The 18,057-nt window shown below is 60.3% G+C and carries 16 protein-coding genes and 1 pseudogene; 13 read left to right on the forward strand and 4 right to left on the reverse strand.

Going from position 1 to position 18,057, the window contains the following annotated elements:
• Both dapC and FEM54_RS05885 read left to right on the forward strand, forming a co-directional pair.
• Positions 1-1,012, forward strand: a 1,012-nt coding sequence (gene dapC / locus FEM54_RS05880; RefSeq protein WP_138449947.1) for a succinyldiaminopimelate transaminase, incomplete at its 5' end; no start/stop codon positions are given.
• 167 nt (positions 1,013-1,179) lie between these two features.
• Complete coding sequence (locus tag FEM54_RS05885) at positions 1,180-1,890, forward strand: M12 family metallopeptidase (RefSeq protein WP_017137137.1); 711 nt, start codon at positions 1,180-1,182, stop codon at positions 1,888-1,890.
• A gap of 19 nt (positions 1,891-1,909) precedes the next feature.
• On the opposite strand, the gene FEM54_RS05890 is transcribed toward FEM54_RS05885, so the two are convergent.
• Positions 1,910-3,553: a Na+/H+ antiporter gene (locus FEM54_RS05890; protein WP_017137136.1), complete on the reverse strand. Its 1,644-nt coding sequence runs from the start codon at positions 3,551-3,553 to the stop codon at positions 1,910-1,912.
• A 278-nt stretch (positions 3,554-3,831) separates the two neighbouring features.
• On the opposite strand from FEM54_RS05890, the gene FEM54_RS05895 reads away from it, so the two are divergent.
• The 4 genes from FEM54_RS05895 to FEM54_RS05910 all read left to right on the forward strand — a co-directional run bounded on the left by FEM54_RS05895 (position 3,832) and on the right by FEM54_RS05910 (position 6,885).
• Entirely contained in the window at positions 3,832-4,140 is a 309-nt protein-coding gene (locus FEM54_RS05895; protein WP_231982825.1) for an arsenate reductase, read from the forward strand.
• Positions 4,141-4,171: 31 nt separating this feature from the next.
• Positions 4,172-5,206 (forward strand): 2,3,4,5-tetrahydropyridine-2,6-dicarboxylate N-succinyltransferase, encoded by a 1,035-nt coding sequence (dapD, locus tag FEM54_RS05900; RefSeq protein WP_017137134.1) that lies wholly within the window; start codon positions 4,172-4,174, stop codon positions 5,204-5,206.
• A gap of 63 nt (positions 5,207-5,269) precedes the next feature.
• Positions 5,270-6,475, forward strand: a complete 1,206-nt coding sequence (locus FEM54_RS05905) for an aminotransferase class V-fold PLP-dependent enzyme (protein WP_138449948.1) — start codon at positions 5,270-5,272, stop codon at positions 6,473-6,475.
• On the forward strand, positions 6,472-6,885 hold the full coding sequence (locus tag FEM54_RS05910; protein ID WP_017137132.1) for a SufE family protein: 414 nt from the start codon (positions 6,472-6,474) through the stop codon (positions 6,883-6,885). Before FEM54_RS05905 ends, FEM54_RS05910 begins: the two co-directional genes overlap by 4 nt.
• A gap of 40 nt (positions 6,886-6,925) precedes the next feature.
• Here FEM54_RS05910 and tcdA read toward each other — a convergent pair whose 3' ends face one another.
• Entirely contained in the window at positions 6,926-7,741 is an 816-nt protein-coding gene (gene tcdA / locus FEM54_RS05915) for a tRNA cyclic N6-threonylcarbamoyladenosine(37) synthase TcdA (protein ID WP_017137131.1), read from the reverse strand.
• A gap of 217 nt (positions 7,742-7,958) precedes the next feature.
• Between tcdA and FEM54_RS05920 the strand changes: the two genes are divergently transcribed.
• The 4 genes from FEM54_RS05920 to FEM54_RS05935 all read left to right on the forward strand — a co-directional run bounded on the left by FEM54_RS05920 (position 7,959) and on the right by FEM54_RS05935 (position 13,125).
• Entirely contained in the window at positions 7,959-10,550 is a 2,592-nt protein-coding gene (locus FEM54_RS05920) for a glycosyltransferase (protein ID WP_099548548.1), read from the forward strand.
• Positions 10,551-10,732: 182 nt separating this feature from the next.
• Positions 10,733-11,884 (forward strand): succinyl-diaminopimelate desuccinylase, encoded by a 1,152-nt coding sequence (gene dapE, locus FEM54_RS05925; protein WP_017137129.1) that lies wholly within the window; start codon positions 10,733-10,735, stop codon positions 11,882-11,884.
• Positions 11,884-12,693, forward strand: a complete 810-nt coding sequence (locus FEM54_RS05930; protein ID WP_138449950.1) for a putative RNA methyltransferase — start codon at positions 11,884-11,886, stop codon at positions 12,691-12,693. The genes dapE and FEM54_RS05930 overlap by 1 nt, the downstream gene beginning before the upstream one ends.
• Positions 12,694-12,747: 54 nt before the next feature.
• A complete protein-coding gene (locus tag FEM54_RS05935) occupies positions 12,748-13,125 on the forward strand; it encodes a hypothetical protein (RefSeq protein ID WP_138449953.1) in 378 nt (125 codons plus the stop codon).
• A gap of 137 nt (positions 13,126-13,262) precedes the next feature.
• Here the strand turns inward: FEM54_RS05935 and FEM54_RS05940 are convergent, their stop codons facing one another.
• Positions 13,263-13,472: a cold-shock protein gene (locus tag FEM54_RS05940; RefSeq protein WP_003219353.1), complete on the reverse strand. Its 210-nt coding sequence runs from the start codon at positions 13,470-13,472 to the stop codon at positions 13,263-13,265.
• A gap of 182 nt (positions 13,473-13,654) precedes the next feature.
• Here FEM54_RS05940 and plsB point away from each other — a divergent pair, with 182 nt between their 5' ends.
• From plsB to FEM54_RS05955, 3 genes are read left to right on the forward strand one after another with little or no spacing between them, the layout of a single operon-like run.
• A complete protein-coding gene (plsB, locus tag FEM54_RS05945; RefSeq protein ID WP_017137126.1) occupies positions 13,655-16,159 on the forward strand; it encodes a glycerol-3-phosphate 1-O-acyltransferase PlsB in 2,505 nt (834 codons plus the stop codon).
• Positions 16,160-16,210: 51 nt separating this feature from the next.
• The gene (locus FEM54_RS05950) at positions 16,211-16,612 is read left to right on the forward strand and encodes a YbaY family lipoprotein (RefSeq protein ID WP_017137125.1); all 402 of its coding nucleotides are present in this window, start codon (positions 16,211-16,213) and stop codon (positions 16,610-16,612) included.
• 38 nt (positions 16,613-16,650) lie between these two features.
• Positions 16,651-17,340 carry a DUF4197 domain-containing protein gene (locus FEM54_RS05955; RefSeq protein ID WP_017137124.1) on the forward strand — a complete coding sequence of 230 codons (690 nt, stop codon included), beginning with the start codon at positions 16,651-16,653 and terminating at the stop codon, positions 17,338-17,340.
• Positions 17,341-17,854: 514 nt separating this feature from the next.
• Here the strand turns inward: FEM54_RS05955 and FEM54_RS34285 are convergent.
• Positions 17,855-18,057 (reverse strand): annotated as a pseudogene (locus tag FEM54_RS34285) (LysE family translocator); the annotation flags it as partial.

Here is an 18,057-nt window from a genome sequence, read left to right on the forward strand (position 1 = left end):
GACCACGCTGGGAATCCCGGCCCTGCGCGAGGCCATCGGCGCCTGGTGTGAACGGCGCTTCAACGTGCCCAAAGGTTGGCTCGACCCGGCGCGCAACATTTTGCCGGTCAACGGCACCCGCGAGGCGCTGTTTGCCTTCACCCAAACCGTGGTCAACCGCGCTGACGATGCACTGGTGGTCAGCCCCAACCCGTTCTATCAGATCTATGAAGGCGCTGCGTTCCTGGCCGGGGCCAAGCCGCATTACCTGCCGTCCCTGGACAGCAATGGTTTCAACCCGGACTTCGACGCCGTTTCGCCAGACATCTGGAAACGCTGCCAGATCCTGTTCCTGTGCTCACCCGGCAACCCGACCGGCGCGCTGATCCCGGTCGAGACCCTGAAAAAGCTCATCGCCCTGGCCGACGAATATGACTTCGTGATCGCCGCCGACGAGTGCTACAGCGAGCTGTACTTCGACGAACAAACCCCGCCGCCAGGCCTGCTCAGCGCCTGTGTGGAACTGGGCCGCCAGGACTTCAAGCGTTGCGTGGTGTTCCACAGCCTGTCCAAGCGCTCCAACCTGCCGGGCCTGCGCTCGGGTTTCGTGGCTGGCGATGCCGATATCCTCAAGGCCTTCCTGCTGTACCGCACCTATCACGGTTGCGCGATGCCGGTGCAAACCCAGCTGGCCAGCATTGCTGCCTGGCAGGATGAGCCCCACGTATTGGCCAACCGTGACATGTATCGGGAGAAATTCGACGCCGTGCTGGCGATTCTCAAGCCGGTGCTGGATGTACAAGCCCCAGACGGCGGCTTCTATCTGTGGCCGAACGTGAAGGGCGACGATGCCGCGTTCTGCCGTGACTTGTTCGTGGAAGAACACGTGACCGTAGTGCCGGGTTCGTACCTGTCGCGCGAAGTCGACGGCTTCAACCCTGGCGCCGGTCGCGTACGCCTGGCGCTGGTTGCGCCGTTGTCGGAGTGTGTGGAAGCGGCGGAACGGATTCGGGACTTCATAAACCGTCGCTGAACACCCCCACGCTGCCCGCACTGTAGATAAAGTGCGGGCAGCGCCACACGATCGACACTGCGCTGCATAAGTAGCCATTTGCTTAAAAACGATAATCGGTGGAATCCTATCAACGACAAGTGCCACTCAATGTTCATTAACGTCTTGAACAATGTAGACATGGCACGATGACAAACCTGAGCACAGCAACTCTCGGTTTCACCTCCACACGCACTCACGACATTGATATATATCAAGCGCCCCCGGATAAATCCCACTCAAGAAAAACCCGCGCTGTTTCAGCACCCGACAAATACTGGCCGCAAAATTCCACGCTGAAGATTGCTGTCTATGATGCCGACGAAGAAGCACTGGAGCACATAAAAAAGGCTGCGAATCTTTGGCTGTCGCATATCAACCTGACCTTTGAATTTGTTTCAGGGGAAGAGGGAGATATACGCATCGCGCTGGACTATGGGGAGACTCAATCAGGCAGCTCTGCACTTGGAACCGACGCGCAAAAGGTACCCCTCTACCTACCGACCATGGTGTTGCCAAACCCTTACGACAACCCAAGATTCGAAGCCATTGCAGCCCATGAGTTCGGGCATGCCCTAGGGTTGCATCACGAACATAAACACCCCAATAGAACGATTGATTTTAATACGCCAACCATCTACAGACACTTTAAAGGCCATGGATCGAATGAAGCCATCCATAAAGACATTCTCCAGCGCCTCACTGGAAAAAACGTCGCTGCCTCCAAATACGATAGAAACTCAATCATGCATTACGGCTTCACCAGAGACGAACTATGGAAGCAGCCGGCAATCCCTTGGCCCACCCGATTGACAGAACTGGATAAGTCTTTCATAGCCGAGCAGTACCCCAAACTTTAAGGCACCGCGGTGTGGACAACTACTTCATCACACCCAGATTCGCCTCACTCATATCCAGATCCGCCAAGACCTCGCGCAACACGTCATCACCAATCTGGTGATGACGGCTCAGGCTGTACAACTCCAAGCGCTGCGCGCGCAGGGCCTTGAGGCGCAATTTGCGTTCAAGCAGGTCCATCTGATGCGCCAGTGCCTGGGCTTCGGCTGAATCGTTGAATACTTCCAACTGATGACGGTATTCCGACATCAGCCGCGCCTTTAACTCGGTCGCGAGTGCTGCCTGGGCGGCGTCCGGGGTTTCGGTTTCGGCAGGCTCGTCCGCTTCCAGCGCGTGGATGGCGGCTACGGCGGTTTTTTTCCACGCCTCACGCACTTCGTTATGGCGCTTTTCATCGGGGCTCTGCTCGATGCCACGCAATAGCAGCGGCAACGCAATGCAGGCCGCCACCAGCGACAGCAGGATCACGCCGGCGGCGATAAAGATCAGCAGGTCGCGCTCGGGAAAATCCTGGCCAGGCGCCAGCAATAAAGGCACCGACATCACACCCGCCAAAGTGACCGCACCGCGCACGCCACCCACGGTCAATAGCCAGCAGGACCGGGCCGTAGGCACGAGTGTCAGCTCGCTTTTCCCACGCAGCCGCCGTAACAGGCCCGACAAACGCCAGATGCTTTGCACCCAGATAAAGCGCAGCACCACCAGCACCAGGAAGATCGCAACCACATCCAGGCAGCGATACAACAGCGTTGGCCACAGTGTCGGTTCGTGACTGACCACGGCCTTGATGATGTCCGGCAGTTGCAGGCCCAGTAGCAGGAAGATCAGGCCATTAAACGCAAACTCCAGCAGCGACCACACACTGCGGTTAAGCAAACGCGTGCTGGTCTGGCGTGGCAGCAAGTCGAGCCAGCTTTGCATCATGCCCGCCGCCACCGCCGACAGGATGCCGGATGCACCCAGGCGCTCGGCCAGCACGTAGGCTGCGAACGGCAGCAGCAACATAAACACCACGTGGGTGGCCGGGTCGTCCCAACCACGGGCAATCATCCAGGCGCGTAAACGGCCGACCAACCAGCTCAGCGCCACGCCTACCGCGAGGCCGCCCACCGCCACCAGCACAAAAGTCAGGCTGGCATCGGCCAGGGAAAACACGCCGGTCAACGCCGCCGCCAGGGCGAACTTGAAGGTCACCAGGCCCGAGGCATCATTCATCAATGCCTCGCCTTGAAGCATATGCATCAAAGGTTTTGGCAGGCGATTTTGGGAAATGGCCGACACCGCCACGGCGTCAGTCGGGGACAATACGGCCGCCAAGGCGAAGGCCACCGGCAACGGGATCGTAGGCAATATCCAATGGATGAAGTAACCGGCACCGACCACGGTAAACAACACCAGCCCCACCGCCAACGTCAGGATCGGGCCTCTGAGCCGCCACAATTCGCGCTTGGGCATGCGCCAGCCATCGGAGAACAGCAACGGCGGCAGGAACAAAAACAGGAACAGCTCCGGGTCCAGCGCCACGTGCAACCCCAGCGTAGGCCAGGCCAGCAAGGCGCCGGCGGCGATCTGCACCAAGGGCAACGGCAGGGGAATAATGCGCCCGACAAGGCGCGAAACGCTGACCAGCATCAGCAGGATAAGAACGGTATAGGCGGTTTGCATAACGCGGGTTTCCCGGACAATCGACTTGCTATGACACCGATCTGGCAACAACTGGCCGTTGAAGTGCCATATTAACCGGCTATGTTACCCGCTTGGCTGCGCAACGGCTTTTGCACATAAGTCGCACTGAATCATCGGCAAGTATGACGAGCGGCACCCAAACCCGCTGGTCGTGGCATAATCCGTGACCTTTAACTTTCATACGTCCAAAGGGGGGCAATTCCTTGACCGCTTCAAGCACAACCTTGCACCTTTTCGGCATCAAAGCCTGCGACACCATGAAAAAGGCGCGCACCTGGCTCGATGAGCACGCTGTGAGCTATGAGTTCCACGACTACAAAACAGCCGGTATCGACCGCGAACACTTGACCCAATGGTGCAACGAGCACGGTTGGCAGGTGGTTTTGAACCGTGCGGGCACCACCTTTCGCAAACTCGAAGACGAACGCAAAGCCGATCTCGATCAGTCGAAAGCCATTGAATTGATGCTCGCACAACCCTCGATGATCAAGCGCCCGGTGCTCGATCTCGGTGACAGAACCCTGATTGGCTTCAAGCCAGATAGTTATTCGGCGGCCCTCAAGTAGGCCAGCCTTCCATTTTTGTAGAGGTAACAGCATGTCCAATTCCCTGTTCAGCCTGGGCTTCGGCGTCGGCACTCAGAACCGCCAAGGTGCTTGGCTGGAAGTGTTTTACGCACAACCGCTGCTCAACCCGTCGGCCGAGATCGTTGCCGCCATCGCGCCGATCCTCGGTTATACCGAGGGCAACCAGGCCATTACTTTCACCGTGAGCCAGGCGCTGCAACTGGCTGACGCGCTCAAAGGTGTCGACACGGCCCAGGCCGCGCTGCTCAGCCGCCTGGCTGAAAGCCACACCCCGTTGGTCGCCACCCTGTTGGCCGAAGACGCCGCACTGACCTCCACGCCTGAGGCCTACCTCAAGCTGCACCTGCTGTCCCACCGCCTGGTCAAGCCCCACGGCCTGAGCCTGGCCGGTGTGTTCCCGCAGTTGCCGAACGTGGCGTGGACCAGCCAGGGCGCAATCGACATCAACGAGCTGGCCGAGCGTCAGCTGGAAGCTCGCCTGCGTGGCGAGCTGCTGGAAGTGTTCTCGGTGGACAAGTTCCCGAAAATGACTGACTACGTAGTGCCGGCTGGCGTGCGTATCGCTGATGCCGCGCGCATCCGCCTGGGCGCCTACGTGGGCGAAGGCACCACCGTGATGCACGAAGGTTTCGTCAACTTCAACGGTGGCACCGAAGGCCCGGGCATGATCGAAGGCCGTGTATCGGCAGGTGTATTCGTCGGCAAGGGTTCGGACCTGGGCGGCGGTTGCTCCACCATGGGCACCCTGTCGGGCGGCGGCAACATCGTGATCAAGGTGGGCGAAGGCTGCCTGATCGGCGCCAACGCCGGTATCGGTATCCCGTTGGGCGACCGCAATACCGTGGAGTCGGGCCTGTACGTGACTGCCGGTACCAAGGTTGCTCTGCTAGACGAGCACAACCAACTGGTCAAAGTGGTCAAGGCGCGCGAACTGGCCGGCCAGCCGGACCTGCTGTTCCGCCGCAATTCCCAGACCGGTGCCGTGGAGTGCAAAACCCACAAATCGGCGATCGAACTGAACGAAGCGCTGCACGCTCACAACTAAGCAGCCACTCGATGCCACTAGCGGGCCCCACACCTGGGGCTCGCTTATACGAGTCTTAAGACCATGCTTGTGCCCTCCCCCTGGCGCGCCGTTTTTCCGGCCATCGCCACCCTGCAACGGCAAGACCAGACCTACCTGGACAACGCCGCCACCACGCAAAAACCCCAAGCCCTGTTGGATGCCATCAGCCATTACTACGCCAATGGCGCAGCCAATGTGCACCGTGCCCAGCATTTGCCGGGGGCCCACGCGACCCAGGCGTTTGAAGACAGTCGCAGCAAGGTCGCGCAGTGGTTGAATGCAGGTGACAGCGGGCAGATCGTGTTTACCCACGGCGCGACGTCTGCGCTGAACCTCCTGGCCTATGGCCTTGAGCACTTATTCAATGCGGGTGATGAAATTGTCATCAGCGCCCTGGAACACCACGCCAACCTGCTGCCCTGGCAGCAACTGGCCAAACGTCGCGCGCTGACGCTGGTGGTCTTGCCCCTTGGCGATGATGGCGTGATTGACCTGCAAGCCGCCGCCGAATTGATCAGCCCGCGCACGCGCTTGCTGGCAGTGAGCCAGCTGTCCAACGTACTCGGCGCCTGGCAACCTTTGGAGGTCTTGCTGCCAATGGCCAAGGCCCACGGTGCCTTGACCGTGGTCGATGGCGCCCAAGGCATTGTCCATGGTCGCCACGACGTACAGGCGCTGGGTTGCGACTTCTACGTGTTTTCCAGTCATAAGCTCTACGGCCCGGACGGCGTCGGCGTGCTGTATGGCCGCAACGAAGCGCTGCATCACCTGCGCCACTGGCAGTTTGGCGGCGAGATGGTGCAGCAGGCCGAGTATCAAAGTGCGAGCTTTCGCCCTGCCCCGCTGGGTTTCGAAGCGGGCACGCCGCCGATTGCAAGTGTGATCGGCCTGGGTGCCACGCTGGACTACCTGAACTCACTGGACCAGCCGGCCGTGGTCGCCCATGAAGCAGCCCTGCATGACTACCTGCTGCGCGGCCTGAAAGCACGCAATGGCGTGCGCGTACTGGGCTCGCCCCAGGTGGCACTCGCCAGTTTCGTGGTGGAGAGCGTGCATAACGCCGACCTGGCTCATCTGTTGACCGAACAAGGCATTGCCGTGCGAGCTGGCCATCATTGCGCCATGCCGTTGCTCAAGGCCATGCACTTGTCCGGAGCGATCCGTGTGTCCCTGGCGCTGTATAACGACTCCGATGACCTGGAGCGCTTCTTTGAAGCGCTGGATCAGGCGCTGGATATGTTGCGATGAGCTTGCCTGCGGATGCCATCAGCGCGCTTGAGTCGTTTCAGGCAGTAGGCAGTTGGGAACAACGCGCCCGCATGCTGATGCAGTGGGGCGAGCGGCTGCCGGCGTTGGCGGCTGACGAAAAGGTCGAGGCCAACCTCGTGCAGGGCTGTGAAAGCCTGGTGTGGTTGGTCGGCCGTTTACAGGACGGCCATTGGCAGTTTGCCGCGAGCAGCGATGCGCGAATGATCCGGGGGTTGGTGGCGTTGCTGCTGGCACGGGTCAATGGGTTGTCGGCAAGTGAGTTGCAGGCGGTTGACTTGCCGGACTGGTTCAATCAACTGGGGCTTTCGCGCCAGCTGTCGCCGTCGCGCAGCAATGGGCTTAATGCTGTACTGCAGCGCATGCAAGAGCTGACCTGTACGCAAAACTAATGTGGGAGCCAGCTCCCACATTTTGTTTTGTGCAGGACAGCTAGATCTGGGTAGGTTTAACCCGCTCCGACGGCCTGCGCACCCCGGCCACAATCTTGTCCACCGCCTTGGTCGCCGCCACCATGCCAAACGTGGCCGTGACCATCATCACCGCGCCAAACCCGCCCGCACAGTCCAGCTTCACGCCGTCACCGACAAAACTTTTCTGCAAACAAATACTGCCGTCCGGCTTGGGATAGCGCAGCTGCTCGGTAGAGAACACACACGGCACGCTGTAATGGCGGGTCACGGTGCGCGAAAAGCCGTAGTCGCGGCGTAGCGTGGAGCGCACTTTCGAGGCCAGCGGGTCGTTGAAGGTGCGGTTCAAGTCGCAGACCTGGATCAGCGTCGGGTCGATTTGCCCGCCGGCGCCGCCGGTGGTGATGATCTGGATCTTGCGGCGCTTGCACCAGGCGATCAGCGCGGCCTTGGCGTTCACGGCGTCGATGCAGTCGATCACGCAATCGATATTCGGCGTGATGTACTCAGCCATGGTGTCACGGGTCACGAAGTCCGCCACCGCGTGCACCGTGCAATCCGGGTTGATGCCGCGCAGGCGTTCGGCCATTACCTCGACCTTGGGCTTGCCCACGGTGCTGTCCAGGGCGTGCAACTGGCGGTTGCTGTTGCTGACGCAGACATCGTCCAGGTCAAACAGCGAAATCTCGCCCACGCCGCAACGGGCCATGGCTTCCGCCGCCCAAGAGCCCACGCCGCCGACGCCGACGATCGCCACATGGGCCGCTTTCAAGCGTTCCAGGCCTTCAATGCCATACAAGCGGGCGACGCCTGCAAACCGCGGATCTTCTGTGCTCATGACCATTACCCCAAAAACCGGCGCGCATTATGGACTACACAGCGACAAGTTCGAAGCTTCCAGCTACAAGTAAAGAACTTAGAGGGTCTTTCGCTGACTAACGTCCGGCTTTTCTCTGTCTGCTGTACGCTCAGTTAAAGGCCGGTGTAGGATGCGCGCCGTTCGGCGTAGGCCGACACCTCTTTTCGTTCCACACCCTTTGGAACCCGAAATAGCCATGTCATCGCGTAAATTTGGACTCAACCTGGTGGTAGTGCTGGCAATTGCCGCGCTGTTTACCGGCTTCTGGGCGCTGATAAACCGCCCGGTCACCACCCCTAACTGGCCTGAACAGATCTCCGGGTTCTCCTACTCGCCGTTCCAACAAGGCCAGTTCCCGCAGAAAGACCAGTACCCCACCGACGACCAGATGCGCCAGGACCTGGCGATCATGAGCAAGCTGACGGACAACATCCGTACTTACTCAGTCGACGGCACCTTGGGCGATATTCCCAAACTGGCCGAAGAGTTCGGCCTGCGCGTGACCCTGGGGATCTGGATCAGCCCGGACCTGGAACGCAACGAGCGTGAAATCCAGCGCGCCATCGAGATCGCCAACAACTCGCGCAGTGTCGTGCGCGTGGTGGTCGGTAACGAGGCATTGTTCCGCGAAGAAATCACCCCGGAGGCGCTGATCGTGCTGCTGGACCGGGTGCGCGCCGCCGTGAAAGTGCCGGTGACCACCTCCGAGCAATGGCACATCTGGGAAAAGAACCCGCAACTGGCCAAGCACGTCGACCTGATCGCCGCGCACATCCTGCCGTTCTGGGAATTCATCCCGATGGACAAGGCCGGCCAGTACGTACTGGACCGTGCACGGGATCTGAAAAAGCTGTTCCCGAAAAAACCGCTGCTGCTCTCGGAAGTGGGCTGGCCGAGCAACGGCCGTATGCGCGGTGGCAATGAAAGCTCGCCGGCAGACCAGGCGATTTACCTGCGTACGCTGGTGAACAAACTGAACCGCCAGGGTTACAACTACTTCGTGATCGAGGCCTTCGACCAGCCGTGGAAAGTCAGCGACGAAGGCTCGGCGGGCGCTTATTGGGGCGTGTACAACGCCGCACGCCAGCAGAAATTCAACTTTGAAGGACCGGTCGTCGCGATCCCGCAATGGCGCGTGCTGGCCATCGGCTCGGTGGTGCTGGCGCTGCTGTCGCTGACCCTGCTGATGATCGACGGCTCGGCCCTGCGCCAGCGTGGCCGCACCTTCCTGACCTTTATCGCGTTCCTCTGTGGTTCGGTATTGGTCTGGATCGGTTACGACTACAGCCAGCAATACAGCACCTGGTTCAGCGTCACCGTCGGCATTTTGCTGGCCCTCGGCGCGTTGGGCGTGTTTATCGTATTGCTCACCGAAGCCCACGAACTGGCTGAAGCGGTGTGGACCCACAAGCGCCGGCGTGAATTCCTGCCGGTGGAAGGCGATTCGGACTACCGCCCGAAAGTCTCGATCCATGTGCCGTGCTACAACGAGCCGCCGGAGATGGTCAAACAGACCCTCGACGCCCTGGCCGCCCTCGATTACCCGGACTTCGAAGTCCTGATCATCGACAACAACACCAAGGACCCAGCCGTCTGGGAGCCCGTACGTGACTACTGCGAAACCCTCGGCCCGCGCTTCAAGTTCTTCCACGTCTCGCCCCTGGCCGGTTTCAAGGGCGGCGCGCTGAACTACCTGATCCCGCATACCGCCAAGGATGCCGAAGTGATCGCAGTGATCGACTCGGACTACTGCGTGTCGCCCAACTGGCTCAAGCACATGGTGCCGCACTTCGCCGACCCGAAAATCGCCGTGGTGCAGTCGCCGCAGGACTACCGCGACCAGAACGAGAGCACTTTCAAGAAGCTCTGCTACGCCGAATACAAAGGCTTCTTCCATATCGGCATGGTCACCCGCAACGACCGTGACGCGATCATCCAGCACGGCACCATGACCATGACCCGTCGCTCGGTGCTCGAGGAACTGGGCTGGGCCGACTGGTGCATCTGTGAAGACGCCGAACTCGGCCTGCGGGTATTCGAGAAAGGCCTGTCGGCCGCGTATTACCACGACAGCTACGGCAAGGGCTTGATGCCGGATACCTTTATCGACTTCAAGAAGCAGCGTTTCCGCTGGGCCTACGGCGCGATCCAGATCATCAAGCGCCACACCGCCAGCCTGTTGCGCGGCAAGGGCACCGAGCTGACCCGCGGCCAGCGCTACCACTTCCTCGCGGGCTGGTTGCCGTGGGTGGCGGATGGCATGAACATCTTCTTCACAGTCGGCGCCCTGTTGTGGTCGGCGGCGATGATTATCGTGCCGACCCGTGTTGACCCGCCGCTGCTGATTTTCGCGATCCCGCCGTTGGCGTTGTTTGTGTTCAAGGTCGGCAAGATCATCTTCCTCTACCGCCGTGCGGTGGGTGTGAACTTGAAGGACGCATTCTGCGCGGCGCTGGCCGGGCTGGCGTTGTCACACACCATCGCCAAGGCGGTGCTGTATGGCTTCTTCACCACCAGTATTCCGTTCTTTCGCACACCGAAAAACGCCGATAACCACGGCTTCTGGGTCGCGATTTCCGAAGCCCGCGAAGAGATGTTCATCATGTTGCTGTTGTGGGGCGCCGCACTCGGGATTTACCTGGTGCAGGGCCTGCCGAGTAATGACATACGCTTCTGGGTGGTGATGCTGCTGGTGCAATCGCTGCCGTATGTTGCCGCGCTGATCATGGCGTTCCTGTCGTCGCTGCCAAAACCTGCACCTAAGGTTGAGCCGGCAACCGCTGAGTAAAAACTTGCGCAATGCACTAAACGGCGGCCTCTGGCCGCCGTTTTGCTATAAGATAACGGCCGTTTTACGAGACTTGGCCAGGCCCTGCTTTCTGTGGGAGCTGGCTTGCCTGCTCCCACATCGAACCCTGTTTTATCCACATTCGTCCTGCGCGCCCATTACACGCTTCCCGGAGTTTTCCCATGACGGCCCATGCCGACCTTTCGCCGACCCTTCAACTTGCCATCGACTTGATCCGTCGCCCCTCAGTGACGCCGATTGATGCCGACTGCCAGAAGCTGATGATGCAGCGCCTGGGCGACGCAGGCTTTGCACTTGAGCCGATGCGTATCGAAGATGTGGACAACTTCTGGGCCACCCATGGCAAGCACGAAGGCCCGGTGCTGTGCTTTGCCGGCCACACCGATGTGGTGCCGACCGGCCCGGTGCAGGCCTGGCAGAACGACCCGTTCGATGCGTTGATCGACGAGCACGGCATGCTCTGCGGGCGTGGCGCAGCGGACATGAAAGGCAGCCTGGCGGCAATGCTGGTGGCTTCGGAGCGTTTTGTCACCGACTACCCGGACCACAAGGGCTCGGTGGCTTTTCTGATCACCAGTGATGAAGAAGGCCCGGCGCACCACGGCACCAAAGCGGTGATTGAGCGTCTGGCGGCACGCAAGGAGCGTCTGGACTGGTGCATCGTCGGCGAACCGTCGAGCACCACGCTGGTGGGCGATGTTGTGAAGAACGGCCGTCGCGGCTCCCTCGGCGCCACCTTGACCGTGCGCGGCGTGCAGGGCCACGTGGCATACCCGCACCTGGCGAAAAACCCGATCCACCTGGCAGCACCGGCGCTGGCGGAACTGGCTGCCGAGCATTGGGACGATGGCAACACCTTCTTCCCACCGACCAGCTTTCAAATCTCCAACCTCAATTCCGGCACCGGCGCCACCAACGTGATTCCGGGTGACCTGACAGCAGTGTTCAACTTCCGTTTCTCCACCGAATCCACCGTCGAAGGCCTGCAACAGCGGGTTGCGGCGATTCTGGATAAACACGGCCTGGACTGGCACGTTGATTGGGCCTTGTCTGGCCTGCCATTCCTCACCGAGCCGGGCGCGTTGCTGGATGCTGTCTCGGCCAGCATCAAGGCGATTACCGGCCGCGAGACCAAGGCGTCCACCAGCGGCGGCACGTCCGACGGGCGCTTCATTGCCACCCTCGGCACTCAGGTGGTGGAGCTGGGCCCGGTCAACGCGACGATTCATCAGGTCAACGAACGCATTCTGGCCAGCGACCTCGATGTGCTGACCGAAATCTACTACCAAACCCTGATCAAGTTGCTCGCCTGATGCTCGCGTGCCCCCTTTGCAGCGCACCGCTCAACGCGGTGGATAATGGCGTGGCGTGCCCCGCTGGGCACCGTTTCGACCGTGCGCGCCAGGGTTACCTGAACCTGTTGCCGGTGCAGCACAAGAACAGCCGCGACCCAGGCGACAACCTCGCCATGGTCGAGGCACGCCGCGACTTTCTCAATGCCGGGCACTATGCGCCAGTGGCCAGGCGCCTGGCCGAACTGGCCGCCGAGCGCGCGCCGCAGCGCTGGGTGGACATCGGGTGTGGCGAGGGTTACTACACCGCGCAAATCGCCGACGCCCTGCCCCACGCTGACGGTTATGCGCTGGATATCTCCAAGGAAGCGGTGAAACGCGCGTGCAAACGCAACCCGGCGCTGACCTGGTTGATCGCCAGCATGGCCCGCGTGCCGTTGGCGTCGGGCAGTTGCCAGTTTCTCGCCAGCGTGTTCAGCCCTTTGGACTGGGAAGAGGCCAAGCGCCTGCTCAGCCCCGGCGGCGGTTTGATGAAGGTTGGCCCGACTGCCGGCCACCTGATGGAATTGCGCGAACGCCTGTACGACGAAGTGCGTGAATACACCGACGACAAGCATTTGGCGTTGGTACCCGAAGGCATGAGCCTGGCGCACAGTGAAACGCTGGAGTTCACCCTGAGCCTGATCGAGCCCCAGGACCGCGCCAACCTGCTGGCGATGACGCCCCATGGCTGGCGCGCGAGTGCCGAGCGCCGTGCTGAAGTGATCGAGGCCGCCGAGCCGCTGCTGGTCACCGTGTCGATGCGCTACGATTATTTCGTGCTTCAATAACTGACTTTTAAGTATCCGCGAATGGATTTTCGAATCCCGCAACGAGGAACATCCATGCGCCAACCTGATATCGAGATTTACCTGAAAGACGCCGAGGTCGACTACAAGGCCATCGCCGCCTGGCTGGGCACTGCCCTCGGCCCGTGCACCGACTGGGTCCAGAAAGGCCAGACCTACAAGTGCACGGCCGGCACTGTACCGGTCACCTGGTTGCCAAAAGCCGTGGGCAAGTGGAACAGCCTGTACCTGGAAAGCGACCAGACGCCGTGGGACGACGACATCGCCTGCGCCCGCGCCGCCTTTGCCGCGCTGAACGTCGAAGTGCGCTGCGCGCCGGGTACCTGGGTTGAGGAGGAAGGCGAGGAAAGCGCTGATAGCTGGATTCGCATCAGTGCTGACGGCGAAGAGCAGATCACCTGGAAAACTGCCTGATCCAAACCGGAAAACCCAATCAATGTGGGAGCTGGCTTGCCTGCGATAGCATCACCGCGGTCCGACTGATAGACCGAGGTGTCTGCATCGCAGGCAAGCCAGCTCCCACAGTTGATTGGGTTGGCAGGACAAGGGTGTTACAGACCCACCACATCCTCAGCCTGCAAGCCCTTCTCGCCGGTCACCACGGCGTATTCCACCTGCTGGCCCTCGGCCAATGAGCGGTGGCCCTCACCGCGAATGGCGCGGTAGTGCACAAACACATCCTTGCCGTCTTCACGCTGGATAAAGCCATAGCCCTTTGCATCGTTGAACCACTTCACATTGCCGGTTTCACGCGTTGCCATCTGTCTTACTCCCACATGCATTTTTATTGTTGAGTCGCTCGCATTGAACTGCCGAGTATAAGACAGGCTCAAAAACGATCAACTCAAGTTTACATCGCTGCTTTTTTGCCGATTTTCGGCGAATACGGCACACTACCCGCCCGAGCACCTGCTCGGTTTTTTCCACTTGAAGCAGCACGCCTATGACCCGCTCCCCGTTCCGCCGTCTGGTGTTTGGCACCTTGCGCCGACTGTTGTACCTCTGGGTTCGCTCGGAGACGATCAATCAGTCGTCCCTAACCCTTAACCTGGACCGCAGCCGGCCGGTGTTCTACGTCCTGCAATCGCCCTCTCTCACCGAATTGGCGGTGGTCGACAAGGAATGCACCAAGGCCGGCCTGCCGCGCCCGGTGCTGCCGGTGTCGGTGGGTTCGTTGATCGAACCCGCCGCGTTCTTCTACCTCACGCCCGAACCCGACTGGCTCGGCCGCCAGGACAAGCGCGGCGCGCCGCCAACCCTGACCCGCCTGGTCAACACCCTGACCGAGCACGCCGAAGAGAATGCACAAATCATTCCGGTCAGCGTGTTCTGGGGGCAGTCGCCCGAAAGCGAGTCCAGCCCGTGGAAACTGCTGTTCGCCGACAGCTGGGCCGTCACCGGCCGCCTGCGCCGCTTGTTGAGCATCCTGATCCTGGGCCGCAAGACCCGTGTGCAATTCTCCGCGCCTATCAACCTGCGTGAATTGATCGAGCACAATAAAGGCCACGAACGTACCGTGCGCATGGCCCAGCGCATCTTGCGCGTGCACTTTCGTAACCTGAAGACTGCGGTGATCGGCCCCGACCTGTCTCACCGCCGTAACCTGGTCAAAGGCCTGGTCAACATGCCGCTGGTGCGCCAGGCCATCGCCGATGAAGCCGAGCGCGAGAAAATCACCCCGGAAAAAGCCAAGGCCCAGGCCCTGCGCTACGGCAACGAGATCGCTTCGGACTACACCTACACCGCGATTCGCTTTCTGGAAGTGGTATTGAGCTGGTTCTGGAACAAGATCTACGACGGCATCAAGGTCAACAATATCGAAGGTGTGCAAAAGGTTGCCCAGGGTTACGAGGTGATCTACGTGCCTTGCCACCGCAGCCATATCGACTACCTGCTGCTTTCGTACCTGCTGTTCAAAAACGGCCTGACTCCGCCGCACATTGCCGCCGGCATCAACCTGAACATGCCGGTGATCGGCAGCCTGTTGCGCCGGGGCGGTGCATTTTTCATGCGCCGCACCTTTAAGGGCAACCCGCTGTACACCTCGGTGTTCAACGAGTACCTGCACACCCTGTTCACCAAGGGCTTCCCGGTGGAGTACTTCGTCGAAGGCGGACGCTCGCGCACCGGGCGCATGCTGCAACCGAAAACCGGCATGCTGGCGATCACCCTGCGCAGCTTTTTGCGTTCCTCACGCATGCCGATCGTGTTCGTGCCGGTGTATATCGGCTATGAACGCGTACTCGAAGGCCGTACCTACCTGGGCGAGTTGCGCGGGGCGAGCAAGAAGAAAGAATCGATCTTCGATATTTTCAAAGTGGTCGGCGCGCTCAAGCAGCGCTTTGGTCAGGTCGCGGTCAACTTCGGCGAGCCGATCAAGCTGGCCGAGTTCCTCGACGCCGAGCAGCCGGACTGGCGTGCCCAAGAGCTGGGCCCGAACTACAAACCGGCGTGGCTCAACGAAACCACCAACCGCCTCGGCGAACAGGTGGCACGCCACCTCAACGAAGCCGCAGCGGTCAACCCGGTAAACCTGGTGGCCCTGGCACTGCTTTCGACCACACGCCTGGCCCTGGATGAACAGGCCATGGCCCGCCAGTTGGACCTGTACCTGGCACTGCTACGCCGTGTGCCCTACTCGCCGCACACCACCTTGCCGGAAGGCGATGGGCTGGCGCTGATCAAGCACGTCAAGGACATGAACCTGCTCTCGGAGCAGAGTGACGCCCTGGGCAAAATTGTGTATCTGGATGAGCAGAACGCCGTCCTGATGACCTATTACCGCAACAACGTGCTGCATATTTTTGCCCTGCCGGCGCTGCTGGCGAGCTTCTTCCAGAGCAGCTCGCGCATGAGCCGCGAGCAGATCCTGCGCTTTACTCGCGCGCTCTACCCTTACCTGCAATCGGAGTTGTTTATCCGCTGGTCGCTGGAAGAGTTGGACGCCGTCGTCGACCGATGGCTGGAAGCCTTTGTCGAGCAAGGCCTGCTGCGTTTTGAAAACAACGTGTACCTGCGCCCGGCCCCGAGTTCGCGGCACTTTGTGCTGCTGACGCTGTTGTCCAAGAGCATCGCCCAGACCCTGCAACGCTTCTACATGGCGATCTCGCTGCTGCTTAACAGCGGCCAGAACAGCATCAGCGCCGAAGAGCTGGAAGACCTGTGCACGATCATGGCCCAGCGCCTGTCGATCCTGCATGGCCTGAACGCGCCGGAGTTCTTCGACAAGAGTCTTTTCCGACATTTTATCCAGACATTGCTGGAGCAAGATGTGCTGCGCCGCGACGAGGCCGGGAAATTGAGTTACCACGACCTGCTGGGTGAACTGGCGGAAGGCGCGGCCAAACGCGTGCTGCCTGCCGAGATTCGTCTGTCGATTCGCCAGGTGGCCTTGCATCGCGTCGACGGCGCAGCTGAAGCGCCTGTGGAACCGGCAGAAAGCCGCTAGATTGACTGAGGCGCCGGGCTGTTTCCGGCGCCGTTGAAAAGGAGCTGTACCATGAAAAAGATCATCCTCCTGGGCCTTACCGCCCTGCTCGGAGCCTGCCAATCCATGACCCCAGCCCCCAAGGCCAGCCTCGACGGCGAAGTGTTCTACCTGCAACGCATCGCCTTGCCGCCCGCGGCCACCCTGAGCGTCAGTCTGCAGGACGTGTCGCTGATGGACGCGCCGGCGGTGACCCTGGCCGAACAGAAAGGCCCGGTCAAAGGCCAGGTGCCGCTGCCGTTTCACCTGAGCTACGACCCGGCCCAAATCAAGCCAGGCCACACTTATTCGGTGAGTGCTCGCATCGAGCTGGACGGCAAGCTACTGTTTATTACCACCGAACGCCACGCGGTGCAGCTCGACGGCAAGGACGAACAGCCACTGCGTCTGCGCGTTGATGCTGTCGCACACTGACCTTTCCAGACCATAAGCCCGAACATAAGGAAGCGCTCATGCTCCGTCACTCTCTTCGCCTCACTGCCCTGTGTGCCGGCTTGCTGCTCGGTGCCAACGCCATGGCCCTGGACCTTGGCAGCCTGTCCCAGGGCGACGCCAGCGGCGGTCTCAAAGACGCCCTGACCCAAGGCGCCCAGATCGCCGTGAAACAACTGGGCGTGCCCGGTGGCTTCAGCAACAACCCCGAAGTGAAGATCGGCTTGCCAGGCAAACTCGGCAAAGTCGCCGACAAGCTGAAGATGTTCGGCATGGGTGACCAGGTCACGCAGCTGGAAACCAGCATGAACAAGGCCGCCGAAACGGCCGTGACCCAGGCGCAACCGATTCTGGTCAATGCCGTCAAAAACATGAGCGTGACTGACGCCAAGGGCATTCTCAGCGGCGGCCAGGACTCGGCGACGCAGTACTTGAACAAAAGCAGCCGCGAGCAGATCCGCGCCAAGTTCCTGCCGATCGTCAAGGCCGCTACCGACAAGGTTGGGGTTGCGCAGCAGTACAACGCCCTGGCCGGCAAGGCGGCAGCATTTGGCGCAGTGGATGCCAAAAGTGCCAACGTTGAAAACTACGTGACCGAACAGGCGCTGGACGGCTTGTTCAAGATGATCGCGCAGCAGGAAGAAACCATTCGCAAAAACCCGGCGGCCGCGGCCACCAGCCTGGCCAAGAAGGTGTTTGGGGCACTATAAGCTTCTCAAACACACTGGTCCCACTGCGCCAAGACCGCTTACCACGGGCCTTGGCGCAGTTGTTTCAGGCCAAGCCCATTAACGATTCAGCGTAAAAAGCGGATAGCTAGGCCTGTAGGGTGAAGGTTGCTCGTAGACCGTGTGCTGCTGTGGATACGGCCTGCCATGGTTGGTCTGGGTTGGATAGGTGTGGCCCACGTTCGGCCGGACTGTATGAGGACGATGTTGGGGATAGTGGTGATTGTTTGTTGCGTGCCCCGACCTATACCCATTTCCAAAATTGTTGCGCGGTGCATTATTGCCCAACAGGGCTCCGAGCAGCGCACTTTTGAAAGCAATTACAGCATCAAAAAAAGCCATGTAACTCTCCATAAACTCATTGAATAGGTCGGACTGCCAACTCAGGGAAGTCCAAACCTGCGCCTGTCCATCAGGCAATTCTGAGTGGAGTAAAAAAAGGCAAACGTTCCAAAGGCGCAGACGCCTGTTTGCATCAGGATGTGAGGCAGTGCTACTACGTCAGCGTGAATGACCAGGCGACCGTCACTACCATCAAAATCGCGAAGCTTACGTTAAGTCGTCGACTCCAAACGGGGTGGATGAACAACTTGCGCATCCGGCAGCCTGCAAAAAGCCACAAAAAATCGAATACCACGCAAACCAATAAACAAATAAGCGCTTTTGTGCCCCGCTCCCAGCCCGTCGTCGTGCCCAAGG

Origin of the sequence: Pseudomonas edaphica (assembly GCF_005863185.1) — a bacterium.
In the GTDB taxonomy this organism is placed as follows: domain Bacteria; phylum Pseudomonadota; class Gammaproteobacteria; order Pseudomonadales; family Pseudomonadaceae; genus Aquipseudomonas; species Aquipseudomonas edaphica.